The organism is Methanobacterium spitsbergense (genome assembly GCF_019931065.1).
In the GTDB taxonomy this organism is placed as follows: domain Archaea; phylum Methanobacteriota; class Methanobacteria; order Methanobacteriales; family Methanobacteriaceae; genus Methanobacterium_B; species Methanobacterium_B spitsbergense.
This window is the reverse complement of record NZ_JAIOUQ010000003.1, coordinates 684175-700082: the sequence shown is the minus strand read 5'-3', so window position 1 is coordinate 700082 and position 15908 is coordinate 684175. Positions and strand designations below refer to the sequence as shown.

At 33.3% G+C, this 15908-nt stretch carries 18 protein-coding genes; 7 read left to right on the top strand and 11 right to left on the bottom strand.

Annotated features, from left to right (window positions below; translation table 11 throughout):
* Nucleotides 1-73: 73 nt before the first annotated feature.
* On the bottom strand, nt 74-274 hold the full coding sequence (locus tag K8N75_RS04785) for a DUF2116 family Zn-ribbon domain-containing protein (RefSeq protein WP_048189835.1): 201 nt from the start codon (nt 272-274) through the stop codon (nt 74-76).
* A gap of 62 nt (nt 275-336) precedes the next feature.
* Entirely contained in the window at nt 337-1014 is a 678-nt protein-coding gene (gene pyrH, locus K8N75_RS04780; protein ID WP_223790952.1) for a UMP kinase, read from the bottom strand.
* A gap of 184 nt (nt 1015-1198) precedes the next feature.
* Between pyrH and prf1 the strand changes: the two genes are divergently transcribed.
* Nucleotides 1199-2428 (top strand): peptide chain release factor aRF-1, encoded by a 1230-nt coding sequence (gene prf1 / locus K8N75_RS04775; RefSeq protein ID WP_223790951.1) that lies wholly within the window; start codon nt 1199-1201, stop codon nt 2426-2428.
* A gap of 68 nt (nt 2429-2496) precedes the next feature.
* Here prf1 and K8N75_RS04770 read toward each other — a convergent pair whose 3' ends face one another.
* The 7 genes from K8N75_RS04770 to K8N75_RS04740 form a co-directional block, all read right to left on the bottom strand.
* Nucleotides 2497-3099: an orotate phosphoribosyltransferase-like protein gene (locus K8N75_RS04770; RefSeq protein WP_223790950.1), complete on the bottom strand. Its 603-nt coding sequence runs from the start codon at nt 3097-3099 to the stop codon at nt 2497-2499.
* A gap of 20 nt (nt 3100-3119) precedes the next feature.
* Nucleotides 3120-4073, bottom strand: a complete 954-nt coding sequence (locus K8N75_RS04765; protein WP_223790949.1) for a Gfo/Idh/MocA family protein — start codon at nt 4071-4073, stop codon at nt 3120-3122.
* On the bottom strand, nt 4070-4942 hold the full coding sequence (gene hemC, locus K8N75_RS04760; protein WP_223790948.1) for a hydroxymethylbilane synthase: 873 nt from the start codon (nt 4940-4942) through the stop codon (nt 4070-4072). The genes K8N75_RS04765 and hemC overlap by 4 nt, the downstream gene beginning before the upstream one ends.
* Before the next feature lie 196 nt (nt 4943-5138).
* A complete protein-coding gene (cfbE, locus tag K8N75_RS04755) occupies nt 5139-6512 on the bottom strand; it encodes a coenzyme F430 synthase (RefSeq protein ID WP_223790947.1) in 1374 nt (457 codons plus the stop codon).
* A 4-nt stretch (nt 6513-6516) separates the two neighbouring features.
* The gene (locus tag K8N75_RS04750) at nt 6517-7347 is read right to left on the bottom strand and encodes an NAD(+) kinase (RefSeq protein WP_223790946.1); all 831 of its coding nucleotides are present in this window, start codon (nt 7345-7347) and stop codon (nt 6517-6519) included.
* Entirely contained in the window at nt 7347-8201 is an 855-nt protein-coding gene (locus tag K8N75_RS04745) for a bifunctional fructose-bisphosphatase/inositol-phosphate phosphatase (RefSeq protein ID WP_223790945.1), read from the bottom strand. The genes K8N75_RS04750 and K8N75_RS04745 overlap by 1 nt, the downstream gene beginning before the upstream one ends.
* 41 nt (nt 8202-8242) lie before the next feature.
* Nucleotides 8243-8686, bottom strand: a complete 444-nt coding sequence (locus K8N75_RS04740; RefSeq protein WP_223790944.1) for a pyruvoyl-dependent arginine decarboxylase — start codon at nt 8684-8686, stop codon at nt 8243-8245.
* A 243-nt stretch (nt 8687-8929) separates the two neighbouring features.
* Here K8N75_RS04740 and K8N75_RS04735 point away from each other — a divergent pair, with 243 nt between their 5' ends.
* The 6 genes from K8N75_RS04735 (at nt 8930) to ade (ending at nt 14615) form a co-directional block, all read left to right on the top strand.
* On the top strand, nt 8930-9325 hold the full coding sequence (locus K8N75_RS04735) for a translation initiation factor IF-5A (protein WP_223790943.1): 396 nt from the start codon (nt 8930-8932) through the stop codon (nt 9323-9325).
* Between the two features lie 83 nt (nt 9326-9408).
* Nucleotides 9409-10308 carry an agmatinase gene (gene speB, locus K8N75_RS04730; protein WP_223790942.1) on the top strand — a complete coding sequence of 300 codons (900 nt, stop codon included), beginning with the start codon at nt 9409-9411 and terminating at the stop codon, nt 10306-10308.
* Nucleotides 10309-10546: 238 nt separating this feature from the next.
* Nucleotides 10547-11767, top strand: coding sequence for an ornithine cyclodeaminase, nickel-pincer nucleotide-dependent (locus K8N75_RS04725; protein WP_223790941.1), 1221 nt, complete (start codon nt 10547-10549; stop codon nt 11765-11767).
* Nucleotides 11768-11872: 105 nt separating this feature from the next.
* Nucleotides 11873-12328: an NAD(P)/FAD-dependent oxidoreductase gene (locus K8N75_RS04720; RefSeq protein WP_223790940.1), complete on the top strand. Its 456-nt coding sequence runs from the start codon at nt 11873-11875 to the stop codon at nt 12326-12328.
* Nucleotides 12329-12519: 191 nt separating this feature from the next.
* On the top strand, nt 12520-12942 hold the full coding sequence (locus tag K8N75_RS04715) for an NAD(P)/FAD-dependent oxidoreductase (RefSeq protein WP_223790939.1): 423 nt from the start codon (nt 12520-12522) through the stop codon (nt 12940-12942).
* Nucleotides 12943-12998: 56 nt separating this feature from the next.
* A complete protein-coding gene (gene ade, locus K8N75_RS04710) occupies nt 12999-14615 on the top strand; it encodes an adenine deaminase (protein WP_223790938.1) in 1617 nt (538 codons plus the stop codon).
* A 46-nt stretch (nt 14616-14661) separates the two neighbouring features.
* Here the strand turns inward: ade and K8N75_RS04705 are convergent, their stop codons facing one another.
* Both K8N75_RS04705 and K8N75_RS04700 read right to left on the bottom strand, forming a co-directional pair.
* On the bottom strand, nt 14662-15279 hold the full coding sequence (locus K8N75_RS04705; protein ID WP_223790937.1) for a DUF447 domain-containing protein: 618 nt from the start codon (nt 15277-15279) through the stop codon (nt 14662-14664).
* 19 nt (nt 15280-15298) lie between these two features.
* Nucleotides 15299-15760 (bottom strand): DUF2124 family protein, encoded by a 462-nt coding sequence (locus K8N75_RS04700; RefSeq protein ID WP_223790936.1) that lies wholly within the window; start codon nt 15758-15760, stop codon nt 15299-15301.
* Nucleotides 15761-15908: the final 148 nt, after the last annotated feature.

Sequence of the window (15908 nt, the reverse complement as noted above, 5' to 3'; positions counted from 1 at the left end):
CTAAAAACAAGAACAAAAAAAAATTCGAAAAAAGTTAATTATGAGACAGCCTCAAATAATAAAAAAAAATTAATTATAAACCTATTCTACCTTTTAAAGTAAAGAAAAGCCATATTATAATGAATACTGCAAATATTATATAAAGTACTCTTCTTGATTTTGCAACTTTCCTCTGGTTTTCATTGTAAATCTGCTCGCACTTGGGTGAACAGAATTTTTCTGATAAAGGTATTGGTTTTTGGCACATTGGACAGTGCTTGTGTTGATCAGTCATTTTTAAACCTCTTGAATTTTATTGTTATATTTTAATATACTATAATATTTTTTTTTATTTAATTATTCTTCTGGCAGTATTATGGTACCTATTTTACCATTTATTGCAGTTTTAATATTTTGAGGATCTCCCCCATTTAATATAACTGTTTTGATACTTGATCTCTTAATAATCTGTATCGCTGTCATATCAAAAAATTCGTATGTACCTGCCTTGATATCCTTGGTTGACATAAGTTCCATCATTTTAGATGGTTTAACCTCATCAAATTTCTCTGCATCAGGATACTTATTAGGGTCTTTGTTGTAAAGACCATCTACAGAGGTTGCATTAATGAGTAGTTCTGCACCCACAAATTCCGCAAGAATACTTCCTACTGCATCTGTACTATGTGCTGGTTCTGTACCACCCATAACAATGATTCTATTAGAACTTGCAAATTGTAACGCCTCTCTAAAGTTATGGGGTACTTCAGGATATGCATCCGCCCCAAGAGCTGTTATTAAAAGCTTTGCATTTAGTCTTGTTACTTCTATACCCACATCATCACACATTGCTTCAGATGCTTCAAGACCTCTAGCAATTCCTATGTAATCACGAGCTGTTTTTCCACCTCCAACAACAACGAATATTTGATGTTCTTTGGACAGGTCCTGCAGTACCTCTGCATAGTCCCTGAATTTTTTGTAATCATAATCTTTAATTATTATTGAACCGCCTATTGTAACAACTATCTTCATCTCATCACCATCAAAGATACTTAAATTTAATATAATAAATAGTTTAGAAGATATAACATAAGTAAGTTGAAGTAGTTTGTAGTTCATAATCAGAAATAAGTTAAATTTGCACATGCTCTATTTTAAATTTATACACGAGATATATTAAATACAATGAATTTCCACAGTTTAGGAGTGACATAAAGTGAGTGAAGTATCATCAAAAGAACTGTACGAAGTAAAAAGAACCCTTAAAGAATTATCAGAAAAAAAGGGACGAGGTACAGAATTAGTAACAGTTTATATTCCACCAGATCGTCAGATCAGTGATGTTGTAAAACATATGCGTGAAGAGCTGAGTCAGAGTGCTAACATCAAAAGCAAACAAACAAAGAAAAATGTTCAATCTGCAATAGAGGTTATAATGCAAAGGATGAAACTTTTTCAACGCCCCCCTGAAAAGGGTTTGGTTTTGTTTGTTGGAATGATCCCTAAGGGTGGACCTGGTACAGAGAAAATGGAAACATACATGTTCGAACCACCTGAACCTGTTCAAACTTATATTTACCATTGTGATTCAACCTTTTTCCTAAAACCTCTTCAGGAGATAATTGAAGATAAGGATGTTTATGGGCTTGCAGTTATAGATCGTAAAGAAGCAACAATTGCTATTCTCCGGGGAAAACGAATTGACATAATAAAAAATCTTACCAGTGGTGTTCCAGGTAAACATAAAGCAGGGGGACAATCTCAGAGAAGGTTTGACCGTCTTATTGATCTAGCAGCTCATGAATTTTTAAAAAGAATAGGAAATCACATGAATGAAGCATTTTTAGATGTCCCTGATCTTAAAGGAGTTATAATTGGAGGTCCGGGACATACAAAGGATGAATTTGTTGAAGGTGATTATCTTCATCATGAAATAAAAAATCTGTTGATAACAACCGTTGACACATCTTATACTGGAGAATTTGGAATAAGAGAAGTTATGGAAAAATCTATGGATGTACTAACCGAAATTGATGTTGTAAGGGAGAAAAAATTAGTACAGAGATTTTTAGTAGAACTTATAAATGAACAGGGACTTGCATCTTATGGAGAAGCTGAAGTAAGGCGTAACCTTCAGATGGGTGCTGTTGAAGTACTATTGTTATCAGAAGACATTAAATCAAAACGAGTTAACTATGAATGCCCGTCATGTGGAAAGACCATGGATAAAACCATTAAAAATAAGAATGAAATTAAAGATAAATCCTGTCCCGACTGTAATGAAAAAATGAAAGTTGGCGAGACAGAGGATGTTATTGACGATTTTGTTGCTTTGGCAGAAGAAGTTGGTTCAGAAGTAGAGATAATATCAACAGAAACTGAAGAAGGAATGCAGCTTTTAAAGGCTTTTGGAGGCATAGGAGCTATATTAAGGTATAGACCTTAATCTGTTCTTATTTTTTTTTATTAATATGTCTACAGTAGACTTTTTTTTAATAAAAAAAGGATAAATTTTTATCCTAACCTGCTAACCCTGATTAAAGATTCAACAGGAACATTTTCAACTTCAGATATGCCTGCTTTATCAATGAGCACAACTACTGCTATTGGGATGGCCCCCAAATCTTTGAACACCTTGGCTGCTTCACTTATAGTTCGCCCACTTGTAATAACATCATCTACAATAACAACTTTACGTCCTTCAACAGAAGCAAAATTACTACTTACAGCACCCTTTGCATCTTCTTCCATCTTTCTATGTTTTATTGGATGGAAAACAGATATATCTGATCCAAGTATCTCTGCCATCATGGTTGCAAACGGTATACCACTTACTGTTATACCCACTATTACATCAGGTTCTCCATATTTAAGTGCCATATCTGCCATTGCAGCAGAGACATATTTCATTCTAATTGAACTTCCACCTAGACTGTTCCAATTTATTGCAAAGTCAATAGGTGCTTTTTCTGACTTATCTTGTGTTTTACTATCTTTTCCCTGTAAAATAAGCCATCTTGCAGTATCTTTTGAAACGTTTAATTCGTCTGCTATTTCTCCTGTTGTAAAACCTCTATTTCTAAGCTCATAGGCTCTTTTAATGAGTTTTTCATTCATGGAATCACATCCCTCATTAATTAACATTCATTCATATTCACAGGGGTTAATTTCTGAGCAGATTTCATGGCAGCAAGCACAACCTTTAATGCATGGATTCCATCTTCCCCTGTTATCTTAGGTTCCTCATCATTGGTAACTGATGATAAGAACGATTTAAGTTCATCTTTTAGAGGTTCTGAATGGGTTACCTTTACTTTTTGAGCATTTTTTCCATAGACTTCAACTGTTTGATCAATATAATCTAGAGAAATAATTCCTTCAACCCCTGTAATCTCAAGTTGTCTCTTTTTATACGGTGTTAGCCAGTTGGTTTCAAGTATACCAACAACGCCATTTTCAAACTTCATCATTATTTCTGCATGATCTTCATATTCACATTTTTCAAGTCTACTACCCATGTTTGCATACACACGTGAAGCAGGACTGTCCAAAAGATAGAACATAATATCTACTTCGTGTATAGCGAGATCAATTGCAACACCAACATCTTTAATTCTTGGAGGAAAAGGCCCTACTCTTTTAGCTGAAGCAGATACAACTTCTCCAATCACACCTTCCCTCATGAGTCTTTTAGCCTCAACAACAGCCGGATTGAATCTTTCAACATGCCCTGTTGCAAGCTTAACTCCTGCCTCATGGGCTGCATTAACCATGTCCTTTGCCTCATCTAACGTGAATGCAATAGGTTTTTCAACTAATACATGTTTTCCTTGTTCAATTGCACTCATAACTACATCATAATGATATGTTGTGGGTACACAAACACTAACCACATCTATCTCGGGCATTCTCAAAATGTTATCATAATCAACAAATCCAACGGTGTTGAACTCCTTCGAAACTTCTGCTAGTGTTCCCCTCATAAGATCGGAAACAGCCATTAAATTAGCATTTTCAAGTTCAGAATAAACCCTTACATGGTTGTAACCCATAGCTCCGACACCGACTACACCAACGTTAACCTTACTCAAATATAATCCTCCATCATAAGTTTTGCAGCTTTCAAACCCAATTTACTGGCTTCATCTGCAGAACCTTCCACCTTCACTCTTGAAAGTACTTTGCCTTCTTTTGTAAGAAGAACAGCACAGAGTTTGAGTTTATTCTCTTTTATATTAGCAGAAACACCTAAAGGCCATTGACAACCAACACCTAACTCCTGAAGAACCCTTTTTTCTGCAGTTACTTCCTGGAATGAAGTCAAGTGGTTTAAATTCTTTAAAATGTTTCTTTTATCACTATCATGTCTCGCAACAACTGCGATTGCGCCCTGCCCTGCAGCAGGAGTAAAATACTCAATTGAAAACCTTTTTTTTATATGTTCATTTAGACCAAGTCTTTTTATACCTGCCTCGGCCATTATAGTTGCATCGTAATCTCCACTTAATACTTTCTTTATTCTTGTATCTATATTTCCCCTTATAGTTTTTATACTAAAATCTTTTTTATGAAAGTTACAGAAAGCTTCCCTTCTAATGCTACTTGTTCCTACTATTGCACCAGATGGAAGTTCATCCCATTCATACTCTGATACCAAAACTTCGTTTGAAGATTCTCTTTGAGGGATTGCAACTATTTCTAGGTCTCCTTCAAGTTCTGTTGGTAGATCCTTTAGGCTGTGGACTGCAAAATCCACATCTCCTTGTAAAACTGCGTTATCAAGTTCACGGGTAAATATACCCTTGGCATCAATGTTGTAAAGTTGGGAATCTTGGATTTTATCTCCAGTAGTTTTGATAATCTCCATATCTATTTTTTCATGTGTTATTTTGGATAATGCATTAATTATACTCTTTGTTTGGACAGTTGCAAGACTGCTCCCCCTTGTGCCAACCTTCAAAAAAATCATCTCCAGTAAAGAAAAACTTCAGCCATAGTCATTGGTTAAATATATTCCATTAAAAGTTCCGAATTGAGATTAATAATTATAAAGGATCTTGAATATAGTGATCCTAAATCATTTCATTAAAACTCCTAGTGAATGATTCTTGTATAATCTCTAATAAATGTTACCATGTAAAGTTCTGAATTCTCTATTACCTTTTTTTAATATCTGAAAAGTTTGATCTGTAGATAATGAGTATATTAGAACATGTATTTTTAACAGCACAAGTTATAGCATCATTTAAATTATTTGAATATTTGAAATTTCTATTTAAAATATTTTTAACATTAGCTCCCAATTCATCTGTTAATATTAATTGTACATCACTTTCTATTTTATCTAAAACTTCTGAAACAGATTTTTCATCTATTTCTTCACATGTTACTCCATATTTACCTCCAAATATCACACATACATCATCCATATCTTTCATCATGGACAATGCTTTTTTTACTGCTGTGACATTCAATCCCGGGTTTATTTCTTCAATTATTCTAATTCCATTGTAATCAGTGGTTGATGTCCTTCCTTTGACTCCATTAAAATTATTTAAGCCATTCTTTATTTTTTCTAGAGATACTTCAAGAGTTAAAGATGCAGTTATTGCTGCTAGTACATTACTAATATGTATAGGCGCTGGTGCAAATGTGGACACTTCTATATACTCATTGATAATTTTATTTCCTAGTGTTTTAAAATCAACAATATCTATCCTCATGTGGGTTTTATCAAACCCAAATCTTATTTGTGTAGCTGTTAAATTTGCAGGATTTTTAACTTTAAACTCACCGTTATCAAATGTGTTTGTTTTCTCTTGAAATTCAGAATAATTAGTATTATAAGAATCCAAATCGCATGAAACCATTCTACTTTGGAATATCTGCAACTTTGCATCACTAGCAACCCTTGAATTATTTGCTATAGGATAATCTTCAGCTAAATTTGTAAGTATTCCCACATCTGCCAGTCCTGTTCCACCAAGAGATGTTTCAAAGATACAAATCCCAACTTCATATCCTTCTGCAAGTTTCCATGCTTCAATTATACTTGCAGGAGTAATGCTTATATTCTGCTTTAAAAGCTTCCATTCTTTGTCTTCAACAACTTCAACACCCAAACTGCTTAAAACTAAAGGATTTGAGTCCTTAAATATCTCTTTTAATATCCATACAACACTTGTTTTTCCTTTAACACCAGTGACTTCAATTACTGGTACATTTATCTTGTTTTCAAGTAAGAATCGAACTGCCTGATGATGGGTCATGTTAACTTCAGATTCTAATTCACAATGAACCGGTGCAATCAATATTAAATCAGATTCTGTAGAATAATTTTTGTCTAACTTTAAATCATCAAAGCCTTCCTTCCCTACAAATTTCAACCCTTTCTCTTCTAGTTCTATACGAGTTTCTTGTTCCATTGTTGAGTATATATCCCATGCATAAACTTCAAAATTAGGTATTTTTAAAAATTCGGATGTTATTATTGCACCCCCATGGGTCATATCCACTACTAAAACCTTCATGGATTTATACGTCTCCTTGAAGCTTCTCTCTAACCCGCCTGTAGAAATTTTTGGTTAGCCGCACAAAGTAAGCACTATCATCTGATTTTTTAAAGATCATTTCATCCATATAATTTATTTCTTCCTCTAATTGACCATCTATTACTGCAACTGCCTTTTTACCTTCACGCAAAAATTTAACCTTGATCACACTATCATCAGGCACTACCGTAGGTCTTGCACCCAGCTTAAATGGACATATAGGAACTATTATGAATGCACCGACTCGGGGATCGACTATAGGTCCCCCTGCGGACATTGAATAAGCTGTCGAACCACTTGGAGTGGCAATTATAATTCCATCTGCTCTGAGTTCTTCCACAACCTCATCATCGACACTTATTTCAATGTGAAGCATCTTAGCAGGTTTTTGGGTCATGAGTACAACCTCATTAAGTGCAGAATGTAATTCTTTATTATGCCATACCTGAAGTTGGGTTCTTTTTTCAACAAAATAATTCCCATCTAGAACCTGTTCCAATGCTGTTAAAGTTTCATCAGGATCTATTTCGGTTAAAAAACCTACAGCACCCATATTAATACCAAATAATGGAATCTTTTTCTTGTTTATAAATCCTTGGGTTCTGAGTACTGTTCCATCTCCACCAACTGCTATAACCATGTCAACATCCATGTCTTTTAGGTCTGAAGCAATGTTTTGATATTTGTTTAGTTTGGATGCTAATTCAGAATCCAGTAGAGTTTCAACATTTTTTTCTAAAAGAAATTCAACTATTTTCCCTGCTAGCTCAACTGCTTCTTCGACATCAAGACGTGCCACAACTCCTAAGTGCATCAGATACCTCCCAAAATTTCTATTATTTCTTTGTGAATCGATTTGTTACATGAAGCAATTATTGATGTCCTGTCAAGAACATTCAATCCACTCTCAAGTGACTGGCAGTTTTCATCTGTTACAATACCTTTTGATTCTTCAATAATAAGTTTTGCAGCAGATATATCAACTATTCTTAAATTTCCCCTAATATCTAAAAATGCATCGTATGTTCCATCTGCAACATAACACAATTCAATTGCAACTGAACCTAAAATTCTCATACTTCTAACAGTTTTTAAGAGCTTATCTATCTTGGACATCTCTGCACGGTATATGTAGGCACCTATTGATGAACCTGAAACATCGGTTTTTTGGGATGGTTTTATTGGAATTCCATTGAGAAATGCCCCATTCCCTTTTTTTGCACTGTAAATGTCTCCAGTTGCAAAATTTTTTACAAAACCCACTTCTACATCACTGATAATTAGTTTGCTTGGATCTGTGACTAATTTTGATGCACCCATTGGATCTGCAACTGCAATGGATATACCATATGCTGGTATGTTTTTTATGGCATTTCTTGTGCCATCTAAAGGATCAACTACAAATACTGCTTCAGAAGGTCCTTTTCCTATTTTAAATTCGCCTATTTCCTCGCTTATTAATGTGACTGGTCTTTTAGACTCTTCTAAAATTTCAATAACCTTTTCTTCAGCAACAAGGTCTATAAACTTGGTTGGAGTTCCATCTGCACCCATTTTAACTATTTTATCCGATTTTGGATTACCAACAAGCGGTTTAACTACTTCATTAGCCTCTTCCATTATTCTGTTTGAGATCGTACTCCAAAACTTGATATCGTCCCTGTCCATGTTTATCCCTTCGATTTACCACTTTATCTATTGTATTTGCTCTAACCTATGTAGACAACTGCTGCAACAACAGCACCTTGTTTCTTAACTATATGGGTTTCATCTGCCATTAGCATTTCCTTTATTTTGAGTCCCCTAATATCCATCATATACTGCACCATAGACTTTGCTTCACTTTTTACGTCTTCAAGATCTCTGTTAACTCCAGTGTTTTCAACTACACACCCAAAGTCATCAGATGTTGCTGCAGCCACAACTGCGGTTATTAAATCCCCTTCAACATCTGATGATGTATATGCAAGCACGCAATTAACCATATCCCCTGCAGGAAATTTTGGAATTGGTACCACCTCTGTACCAGAAGGTAATATACTTGAAACTTTTATAAGATTAACATTACCAATATTTGCGTCCAATAATGCATTATCAAATGCATTGAGCTTTGTTGGACCTTCAGCCCTTCCAGAAGTTATCGAAACTTTCATTTGTACCACTTAAAATTTAAATATTCAAAAATAACATAGTCATATCCTATATGATCAATGGTTATCTATAAAAGTTTACATATCTAAACATAGATAGGATAATGATAGTATACATGCTATTACAAATATATTAAAGATCATGAATTGAATATGAATTTTGTTGATCTCTTTTAGATTTATAAATATTCAAAATCCCTTTAATGGTTCATTAAAGGATCTATATATGATAATCGGAGGTAAAAAATGTCAAAAAAGGTAGTAGAAGTTAAAACCTTAAAAGTTGGTAAATATGTTATAATAGGCGGTGAAGCATCCAAGATCACTAGTATTCAAACATCATCACCGGGAAAACACGGTGCTGCAAAGGCAAGAGTCGAAGCCTCTGGAATATTTGATGGTCAGAAGAGAAATTTTGTTAAACCCGTTGATTCTAAGTGTGATGTCCCCATGATAGACAAATGTTTAGGCCAAGTTTTATCCATTATGGGAAAAAATGATGTTCAGCTTATGGATCTTGAAACCTATGAAACATTTGATATCCCAATTCCAGATGAACTTAAAGGCAAACTTAACGAAGGTTCTGAAGTGGATTATATCATGGCAATGGGTAAAAAGAAGTTAATGAGGATAAAAGGATAAATGGGTTATGTTAAACCCATAATTTCCTGATTTATCAAAAATTTAATAACGTATTTCAATTAAACTTACTGAGTCGATAATAAATGCTTTTTTACACAGAAAATGTATTGAAGTTCGCATTTTCAATGGAAACAACAGATATCGATGTTGAATTCCCTATTTCTGATAATAAATTAAGATTTGCAATTTTAGGAGTACCTTTTGATGGTACAGCAAGTTACAAGCCAGGAGCTCGTTTTGGTCCCAGATCAATCAGGGAAGCATCCTATAATTTCGAAGGATATAACCTGATTCTCGATAAGAATATATCTGCAGAAGTATACGATTTTGGAGACTTGGAAGTTGTTCATGGAAATTTCAATAAAACATGTTCAAAGCTTAAAACTACTATTTCTGAAATATTAGCAATGGAAATGGTTCCATTAACAATTGGTGGAGATCATAGCATCAGCTACTGTGTACTGAAAGCCATAGATGAAAGCCATGGATTTGAAATGGATGATATTACTATAATACATTTTGATGCCCATATGGATTTAAGAGATCTTTACATTGGGGAAAAATATTCCCATGCAACTGTTATGCATAGGATATCTGACCTGAATCCCAAAGAGATTATCCAAATAGGTATTAGATCTGCATCAATGAATGAAGCAAGTTTTTCAAGTAAACAAAATATAAAAACTTTCAAATCTTGTGATGTTGATGAAAACATTGGAGAAATAATCGAATTGATAGAAAAAATCCATGGCCCAATATATTTGTCCTTTGATATAGATGTGCTGGATCCTGCATATGCACCTTCAGTTGGTACTCCTTCTTCATGTGGTTTAACTCCCAAACAGGTTGAAAAATTGATCTACAGTTTTAAAGGAAAAGAAATTGTAGGATTTGATATGGTTGAGGTTTCTTCAACTCAAATTGGAGATATTACCTCGTTAAATGCTGCTAAAATAATTTATGATATTCTATCATTGCAATAACAGATAAATAAATATTTTTTACAATATTCTTTGTGGTTTTCATACTATTTTTTAAAATATATTCACCAAATATTAATGGGTTATTAAATACAGTATTTTTTTATAGTGGAACGAAAATACATTAAAATCATATTGTTCAACTGAAATTGATACTTAAATTGTTATTTAACCCGTCAAGAATAAAAATCATAATACAAACTGCTTCAGAATTTTTAATTGAAAATTAAAGGTGGATAAAATGTATAAAAGAGAAGTCAAGCTCTCCGGTCATATAATAGACTCCCTGATCCTTCCTAAGGCTCTTGATCTCATTATGGATATGGGAGGAGATTTTAAGATAATTGAATTTAAAGTTGGTAAGCTCAAAGGGAATATCAGCCATGCTAGAATAATTGTTGAAGCATCTAGCGAAATACTTCTTGGAGAAATCCTGGATGAACTTTCAGAAATTGGTGCAATTGTTGTTGAAATTAAAGATGTTAAGATTTTAATGTCTGAGAAGAATAAAACACTTCCTGTTGATTTTTATTCCACAACACATCATCCTACCCATATACGCCATAATGGGGAATGGGTAGTGGTTGAAGATATTGAAATGGATTGTATGATTGTTGTGGATTTAGAGAGTGGAAGAGCATTTTGTAGACCAATTGGAAGGATAAAAAAGGGAGACTGCGTTGTTGTAGGTAGGGATGGGATCCAAGTTTCTCCTCCTGAACGTCCAAGAGGTAAAAAAGGTGTATTCGAATTCATGTCAAGCGATGCATCCTCTGAAAAACCAATAAAATCTATAATAAGAAAGATATCATCGGAAATAAAGGAAGTTAAGAGTAGAGGAGGCAAAATTGCAGTTGTTTCGGGCCCTGCAGTTGTACACACAGGATCTGGTCCAATATTAGCCAATATGATAAAAGAGGGGATAATTGATATTATCTTTGCTGGAAATGCCCTTGCAACCCACGACATTGAAAATGCACTTTATGGAACTTCACTTGGAATGTGTGTTAAAACTGGTGAAGCTGTTACACGAGGTCACAGAAATCATATATATGCTATAAATGAAATAAACAAAGCAGGATCTATAAAAGATGCTGTTGAGAAGGGAATATTGAAAAAAGGGATAATGTACGAGTGCATTAAAAATGATGTCCCATTTGTACTCGCAGGTTCAATAAGAGATGATGGACCCCTCCCAGATGTAATAACTGATGTTATAGATGCTCAAGATGAAATGAGAAAATATGTTCAGGATGTTGATATGGTTATAATGATCTCTACCATGTTACATTCAATTGCAACAGGGAACATGCTACCATCGCATGTTAAAAGTATATGTGTAGATATTAACCCTGCTACAGTTACAAAACTAAGTGACAGAGGTAGCGCTCAGGTTGTAGGCATAGTTACAGATGTTGGGACTTTTTTACCCCTACTTTACAATGAGCTGAAATCAGAATAACCAATTTCTTTTTTTTTATTTACTTTTTATATTTTGTACTCCTTCTTTCTTATCTATTATTTTAATAGAATTTTTTTTATCTTCAAAAAATCATAATAATATAATATGCAATATATTAAAATTTTAGGAGCAGGTCCTGCAGGATTGTCTGCAGCCATTAATCTTGCAAATGAAGGTTATATTGTAGATGTTTTTGAAAAAAATAAAGACATCGGCTCAAGAGTTCAAAAAAACCTACAAGGACTTGAAAACTGGTCAGATAATCAAGATATAATAAAAGAATTTCGTAAAATGAAAATAAAACCCAATTTCGATTTTGAACCTTTCAAAAATCTTAAAATAACTAATAACGATGAAAACTGGGATTTTTATTGTAAACGACCTGCATTTTACCTTGTAAAGCGTGGTACTGAAGAAAAAAGTTTAGATCAAGGGTTAAAGGAACAAGCACTTGATAAAGGAGTCAACATACATTTTGAGGAAACCGCCCCAATTGAAGATGTTGATATAGTTGCAACTGTCCTGATCCAAGAAACAAATTCGCAGTTGCAAGAGGATTAACATTTAAAACAGAACTGGATAATATAGCAATCGGCCTTATAAATAATTATCATGCATTTAAGGGATATTCATATCTTCTTGTATCCAATGGTTGTGGTTGTATTGCAACTGTATTATTTGAGGGATTTGATGATCTAAACAAATATTTCAAAAGAACATTTGATACATTTTCAGGTAATTTTGATCTTAAAATGGAAGATCAACAGAAATTCGCGGGCTATGGAAGCTTTTCAAATAAGATTAGAAATGAAAATAAAATAGTGATCGGAGAAAGAGCAGGATTTCAAGATTTATTATGGGGCTTTGGAATTAGAAACGCGATAAAATCAGGTTTTATAGCTGCAAACAATATTTTAGAAGGTAATGATTCTGAAAATTATTATAAAACTGTTGAAAAATATTTTAGACCAAAATTTAATGCAGGAATAGTTAACAGATTCATATGGGAGAAATTTGCATCCAGTAATTATTCACTCATTTTAAATAGGATATATAAATCCAAAGATCCATTAAAGTACCTATATTCATTTCACAATTTCAATCTCTTTCAAAAAGTTACCTATCCCCTTGCGCTTTTCTATATGAAGCATAGGTATTCAAATCTCAAACTATAATTAATCATAAAGATAATTATTAAATTAACAATTGATCATAATTAAGAGGACATGTTATGGAGAGAATAAGTGGAAATCTATTAAATGTTTCTACAGAAGAAATTTATGGTGCCGAAATTTCTATTGAAAATGGGATTGTAAAATGTGTTAAAACTGTTGATGAGGATTTTAAGAGTTTAATTTTACCGGGTTTTATTGATTCACATATACACATAGAAAGTTCTATGTTAACACCTTCAAGATTTGCAGAAGCAGTAGTTCCATATGGAACAACATCTGTTGTATCTGATCCCCATGAAATAGCTAATGTAATGGGGATTAAGGGCATAAATTACATGTTAAATGATGCTTCTTCTGTTCCACTTAAAATGTTCTTAACTGCACCTTCCTGTGTTCCCGCAACATTGTTTGAAACATCTGGAGCAGTGATTTCTACAGAAGAAATAGAATTATTACTTAAAAATGATAATGTAGTTGCACTTGGAGAGATGATGAACTTTCCAGGAGTATTAGAAGATAATCCTGAAGTAATAAATAAATTAGAAGTTGCAAAAAAATTAAAAAAGCCCATTGATGGCCATGCCCCACTTTTATCAGGCCCTGAACTCTGTAAATATATTATTTCAGGAATATCAACAGACCATGAATGTACTAATGTTGATGAAGTAGCTGAAAAAAGAAGACTTGGCATGAAAATAATGCTTAGGGAAGGTTCTTCAGCCAAGAATCTTAAAGATCTTGCTACTGCAGGGGGAGATTTTATTGTTTCTGATGATAAACATCCTGAAGACCTTTTAAATGGACATATAAATGAAATGATCAAAAGAGCTATTGAATATGGGATAGATCCCATTGATGCTATTAAAATGGTGACAATCAATCCTGCAGAGCATTATAAATTAAACAACGGAAATTTAATTCCGGGAAAAGCTGCAGACATGATTTTAGTAGATAGTATTGAAGAATTGAATATAGAAAAGGTTATTATAGATGGAAAACTGGTTGCAAAGGATGGAAAACCTCATTTTAATGTGAAACCAATTGAAATTCCAAGCACGTTTAAATTAAAACCAAAAAATTCTTCAGACTTTAATATTATGGGTAAAGGATCTAGTGAAACTGTGAGGGTTATGGAAGTTCTCGAGGGCCAGCTAATTACCGAAGAATTTTTAGCTAATTTAAAAATAATAGATGGAAAATTAGAAACAAATGTTGATAAGGATATACTAAAAATTGCAGTTGTAGAACGTTATGGTCATGAACGGGTTTTTAATGCATTTATAAAGGGTTTTGGTATTAAAGAAGGTGCTATTGCATCAAGTGTTGCCCATGATTCACACAATATTATAACTGTAGGAACAAACAGCCAGTATATGGCAAAAACTGTTAATACTGTCCTTAAAAATAAAGGAGGGCTAGCAGCAGTTTCAAAGGAGGGGATTTATTCATTGGAACTTCCTGTAGCAGGATTAATGAGTTACAAAAATGTTAGAGATGTTTCATCAGATTTGATGATATTGCATCATGCCGTTAAAAATATGGGCTCAAAACTACAATCTCCATTCATGTCGTTATCTTTTATGGCACTACTTGTAATTCCAAAACTTAAAATAAGTGATATTGGTCTTTTTGATGTTGAAAAGTTTGATTTTATTGATCTGATCCAGAAATAATGGTTTAATCTTATTAAATCTATTATTAGGGTATTTAACAATTATATTAATCGTATTTTTTGAAAGCCTCTGAAATTTTTTTCATTGCATTTTTATGTTCTTCTCCACCAACTTTGTTTACTATCCTAGAAATTTCACTCATTCTATGACGATAAAGTTTCTCCATGTCCCCAGAAACCATTTCCATTCTTGTTAAATAAACTAGTCCTTCGATTATTCCATATATTGCCCTGTTTAATGGTTCAACACATTCTTTTTTCTTGATTATATAGGAAGTTTCAGCCCTTAAAACAGTTATTACAGAAATTCCAAAATTATCTTCCCTTTCAACATCCTTCAAACTTGTAACATTAGCCAAAAAAAATGCGTCTGTATTTTTAATATAAAATTCATTTTCATACTGCTCAAAATATTTTTCAGACAAATCACCCATAGTAGATTCTACAAAAACCATTGGATCCTTCAATATATTCACAATGAAACTTTGATTTTTCTTTATGTTATGAACAGTACAGGATCCTTGGTGAAGATACAAAACAACTTCTTTATTATCCTTACATATCACCCCTATAGGTGCAGCATTGGGAGTTCCATCATCATTCCTCGTTGTTAAAATTGTTTCATATAATAATCCCTTTTTCATACCAATTGACTCTAGATCCAAATATACCCCCTCCACCGAATTATTTTCTTAAAATAAAACCTGTTAATGTCCCGTTAATTATACAGTCAAAGTCTAATATTTCATGCCATCCAGACTCTCGAAATACATCCATATAACAAAGTCCCATTAATTTTCCATTATCTTCAAGAACAACATCAAGAATTTTTTGAATGTCTTCAGCTTTAACTTTGGATTTTGGCATAGCTAACCCTCCCAAAAGAGCAACAACATCAGCATGAGGATCTGCTAATTCACCAAACCGCATACCTTGATCAGAAGGGATAATTTTTTTGGCACTAGTTAAATCTGTACCAGTTATAAAAATTGATTCCTTTTCCTTAACAACAAAGGCAAAAAGCAGAGCAAAAGGACTACATACCCCAGGCATACCAATGAATGTTATTTTTTTAGCATCCTTTACCTCTTCTCGGAATGCTAAAAGATTCTCGGTTATTCCTGTAAATTCACTGTCCTTTCTCATATATATTCTCCTAATAGATGGTTTACCTTAAACAGGATAAATAATTTTTTAGAACTAAAAAATAAAAAGAATGTTCTTATAATCTGTTTTTTTGATCCTTCAGTAACTATCTGTAGGTCCCTTCAAAAAGATATATATTACATAAGCT

Excerpts from the sequence above, each read along its gene's own strand:
- K8N75_RS04700 (WP_223790936.1), bottom strand. The coding sequence starts at position 15,760 with ATGAGAAAGGACAGTGAATTTACAGGAATAACCGAGAATCTTTTAGCA.
- K8N75_RS04750 (WP_223790946.1), bottom strand. The coding sequence starts at position 7,347 with ATGCACTTAGGAGTTGTGGCACGTCTTGATGTCGAAGAAGCAGTTGAG.
- K8N75_RS04715 (WP_223790939.1), top strand. The coding sequence starts at position 12,520 with ATGGAAGATCAACAGAAATTCGCGGGCTATGGAAGCTTTTCAAATAAG.
- K8N75_RS04785 (WP_048189835.1), bottom strand. The coding sequence starts at position 274 with ATGACTGATCAACACAAGCACTGTCCAATGTGCCAAAAACCAATACCT.
- K8N75_RS04770 (WP_223790950.1), bottom strand. The coding sequence starts at position 3,099 with ATGAATGAAAAACTCATTAAAAGAGCCTATGAGCTTAGAAATAGAGGT.
- ade (WP_223790938.1), top strand. The coding sequence starts at position 12,999 with ATGGAGAGAATAAGTGGAAATCTATTAAATGTTTCTACAGAAGAAATT.
- K8N75_RS04735 (WP_223790943.1), top strand. The coding sequence starts at position 8,930 with ATGTCAAAAAAGGTAGTAGAAGTTAAAACCTTAAAAGTTGGTAAATAT.
- K8N75_RS04720 (WP_223790940.1), top strand. The coding sequence starts at position 11,873 with ATGCAATATATTAAAATTTTAGGAGCAGGTCCTGCAGGATTGTCTGCA.
- K8N75_RS04745 (WP_223790945.1), bottom strand. The coding sequence starts at position 8,201 with ATGGACAGGGACGATATCAAGTTTTGGAGTACGATCTCAAACAGAATA.
- K8N75_RS04740 (WP_223790944.1), bottom strand. The coding sequence starts at position 8,686 with ATGAAAGTTTCGATAACTTCTGGAAGGGCTGAAGGTCCAACAAAGCTC.
- cfbE (WP_223790947.1), bottom strand. The coding sequence starts at position 6,512 with ATGAAGGTTTTAGTAGTGGATATGACCCATGGGGGTGCAATAATAACA.
- pyrH (WP_223790952.1), bottom strand. The coding sequence starts at position 1,014 with ATGAAGATAGTTGTTACAATAGGCGGTTCAATAATAATTAAAGATTAT.
- speB (WP_223790942.1), top strand. The coding sequence starts at position 9,409 with ATGCTTTTTTACACAGAAAATGTATTGAAGTTCGCATTTTCAATGGAA.
- K8N75_RS04725 (WP_223790941.1), top strand. The coding sequence starts at position 10,547 with ATGTATAAAAGAGAAGTCAAGCTCTCCGGTCATATAATAGACTCCCTG.